This window comes from Dietzia sp. HMSC21D01 (assembly GCF_001815995.1).
Lineage (GTDB): Bacteria > Actinomycetota > Actinomycetes > Mycobacteriales > Mycobacteriaceae > Dietzia > Dietzia cinnamea.
Genome location: NZ_KV824128.1, coordinates 1 through 3,433, shown reverse-complemented (window position 1 = coordinate 3,433; position 3,433 = coordinate 1). Strand labels below are relative to the sequence as shown.

Here is a 3,433-nt window from a genome sequence, read left to right as displayed (position 1 = left end):
GGCGGCCTGTTCGGCCCCCGCGCGGACGGCGGCGCGGATGGCGGCGGGGTCCTCGCTGCGGGGGTTGTCGTCGGTCACCACCACGAGGTCGGCGATCTCGGCCGCGGCGGCCCCCATCTTGGGGCGCTTACCCGGGTCGCGGTCGCCCCCGGCGCCGAGGACCACGGCCACACGGCCCTCGGTCTGCGCGCGGACGGAGCGCAGGACCGCGGCGACCGCACCCGGCTTGTGGGCGTAGTCCACGAGGACGCGGAAGTCCTGGCCGCGCACGACCGGCTCGAGGCGGCCGGGCACCCGCACCCGCATGAGTCCGGCCGCGGCTGCGGCGACGTCCCCGCCCAGGGCGTCGACGATCGCCAGCGCCACGAGCGCGTTGGCGACGTTGAACCGACCCATCAGCGGGAGCTCGACGTCGATGGCCACTCCGCGGGGCCCGTGGACGGTGAACTCCTGGGTGTCGCGGTCGGTCGGGGTGGACTCCCCGGCCGTCCAGTCGGCGTCGGCGCCGGGATCGGCGGACACGGTCACCGCGTCCGGGCGCATCCCCACCAGGCGGCGGCCCCACTCGTCGTCGATCACGACGACCGCCCGCTCGGCCGGCCACACCGCCGAGCCCGGGTCCGCCTCGACGTCGAACAGCCGCGCCTTGGCGCGGAAGTAGTCGTCCATGCTCGGGTGGAAGTCCAGGTGGTCCTGCGACAGGTTGAGGAACGCGCCCACGGCGAACCGAACGCCGTCCACCCGGCCGAGCCGCAGGGCGTGGCTGGAGACCTCCGCCGCGACGGCGCGTGCCCCCGCGGCTCGCATCCGGGCGAGCAGTGCCTGGAACTCGGGGGCCTCGGGGGTGGTGAGTCGGCTGGGCAGGGCGCGGCCGTCCACGCGGCTACCGGTGGTGCCGATGAGACCGGCCACGTGCCCGCACCTCTCGAGGGCGGCCTCGACGAGGTAGGTGGTGGTGGTCTTGCCGGAGGTGCCGGTGATGCCGACGACGTCGAGGTCGGCGGACGGGTCGCCGGTCACCGCCGCGGACACGGCGCCGAGTACCGCCCGCGGGGCGGGGTGGACGAGGACGGGCAGGCGTCCGGCGACGGCGGACATCAGTTCGACGCCCTCGGGGTCGGTGAGCACCGCGGCCGCGCCCGCCTCGACGGCGGTGGCACCGAAGGAGGCGCCGTGGACCCGGGTACCGGGCAGGGCGGCGAAGAGGATGCCCGGACCGCAGTCCTGGGCCCGGATGGTCGCCCCGGTGAGGTCGACGTCGGCCCCGGACCTGTCGCCGAGGAGCCTGGCCCCCACCGCATCTGCCAGCTGTCGCGCCGTGGTCATCGCCTGTCCTCGCCCCGCCTTCCTCGCTCGATCCCTCCCGTGAACCCGCTACACGCTACCCTGCCGGGCGTCGGTCACCGCGCCTGCAGGACCAGTTCCGGCGCGGGGGCGGACGGGGGGATGTTGTCCCTGTTGACCAGCCATGACGCGATGTCGTGAAACAGCGGGGCGGCCGACGCGCCGAGGACGCCGCGCGAGGGCGCGTCGAGCATGATGGCGATCACGTAGCGCGGGTCGTCGGCCGGCAGGATGCCCGCGAAGGTGATCCAGTACCGCGAGTTGGAGTAGCAGGAGCAGCCCGGGTCGATCTGCTGCGCTGTGCCGGTCTTGCCGCTGATCTGGTAGCCGGCCACCGCGGCCTGGGGGCCGGTACCGGCCTGGGCGCCGGGCCCGGACTGCACGACCGCGCGGAACATGTCGCGCACGGTGCGGGCGGTCTCGGTGCTGACCACGCGTTCGCCCTCGGGGCGTTCGGTGGGGTGGCTCTCGCCGTCAGGACCGACCCGCTCGGCGACGATCCGGGGCGGCACCCGGACGCCGTCGTTGGCGATGGTCTGGTAGATCCCGGCCATCTGCAGGGTGGTCATGGACAGGCCCTGCCCGATAGGCAGGTTGGCGAACGTGCCCCCCTGCCAGTTCTGCAGGTCGGGCACGAGGCCCTCCGACTCCCCCGCCAGTTCGATACCGGTGCGCTGGCCGAGGCCGAACCTCTCCAGGTACTGCGAGAACGGCTCCTTGCCCAGCCGCTGGGCGAGCATGAGGGTGCCGACGTTGGAGGACTTCCCGAAGATGCCGGTGGTGGTGTAGGGCGTGGGTCCGTGCTGCCACGCGTCGGAGACCGTGACGCCCTCCATGCGGATGCTGCCGTCGACCGAGTGCACCTCGTCCGGGTGGGTCAGTCCGGCCTCGATCGCGGCTGCCGCGGTGATGATCTTCTGCACGGAGCCCGGCTCGAACGGGGAGGTGATGGCCGGGTTGCCGAGGTCGGCGCCACGCTCGAGCTCGGCGCCCACTCCGACGGCGGGGTTGAACGTGTTGTCGTTCGCCATCGCCCGCACCTCGCCGGTCCGCGCGTCCAGGACGACGGCCGAGGCGCTCTTCGCGCCGGAGGTGTCCTTGGCGGACTGGATGGCCTTCTGGACGTGCCACTGCAGGTCGGCGTCGAGGGTGAGGCGGATCGTGTCGCCGTCGCGGGGTTCGGTGATGTTGCGCAGAGTGCCGGGGATGACCGTGTTGTCCTGGGCCCGGTCGAAGGTCTGCCGGCCGTCCTCGCCGTCGAGCTGATCGTTGAAGTGGGACTCGATGCCCTGCAGGCCGATCAGCTTGCCCTCGTCGCTCTTGGTGGTGGCGCCGACGACGTTGGCGGCGAGTGCGCCGCCCGGGTACTCGCGGATGTCGACGCGCTCGGCGCCGATCATCGGGTACTTGCGGACGATCGCGTTGGCCTGGGTGACGTCGACGTTGCGGACGAGGTAGGTGAAGCCTCCGCCGGACGAGAGTTTGGCCTCGATCTCGTCGCGGTCGACGGCGTCGCCGAGAACGGCCTCGAACTCGTCGGCGATCTCCACGACGAGCTCGTCCCACGTCGGCTTGGTGCTGTCGAGCTCGCGGCGGGCCTCGGCGTTCTGCTGTTCGACGAGCGGCTGGATCGACAGGTCGCGGGCCTCGCGGGTGAAGGCGATGGGGTCGCCGTCCAGGTCGACGATCGCCCCGCGGGCGGCCGGCAGGACCTGGTGGACCTGCCGCTGGCTCTCGGCGCGGGCCGCGAGTTCGGTGCCCCCGATGGTCTGCACCCAGAAGAGTTTGACGAGGGCGATCACCATGATCAGCGCGAACGCGGACCGCATGAAGGTGAACCGGCGCTCGGTCGAGTTGGTGGTGAGAACCCGCCCGAACCGGTTCGGTGGCCGTCCGACGCGCGGTTCGGTGGCGCGCGGGTCACCCGAGGTAGCCCGGCGTCCCGCTTCCGGGGTGCGTCGTTCGGTCATCTCGGGGGCCTTTCGGGTGGGGTGCTAGAAGGGTTGTCCGGGCACCGGGGCGAGCGTCGCGGCACCGTCACCAGGCGCCGCCGGGGCGGGCGGCGCGGCCGGGGACACCGGGTCGGGGG

The 3,433-nt window shown here is 73.1% G+C and carries 2 protein-coding genes; both read right to left on the bottom strand.

The features are described 5' to 3' along the window. A partial coding sequence (locus HMPREF3086_RS16365; RefSeq protein ID WP_070722968.1) for a UDP-N-acetylmuramoyl-L-alanyl-D-glutamate--2,6-diaminopimelate ligase occupies positions 1-1,326 on the bottom strand: 1,326 nt, incomplete at its 3' end. A gap of 74 nt (positions 1,327-1,400) precedes the next feature. Further along, on the bottom strand, positions 1,401-3,314 hold the full coding sequence (locus HMPREF3086_RS16360) for a peptidoglycan D,D-transpeptidase FtsI family protein (RefSeq protein ID WP_083324493.1): 1,914 nt from the start codon (positions 3,312-3,314) through the stop codon (positions 1,401-1,403). Positions 3,315-3,433 lie beyond the last annotated feature (119 nt).

Coding starts and splice junctions, on each gene's coding strand:
- HMPREF3086_RS16360 (WP_083324493.1), bottom strand. CDS start 3,314: ATGACCGAACGACGCACCCCGGAAGCGGGACGCCGGGCTACCTCGGGT.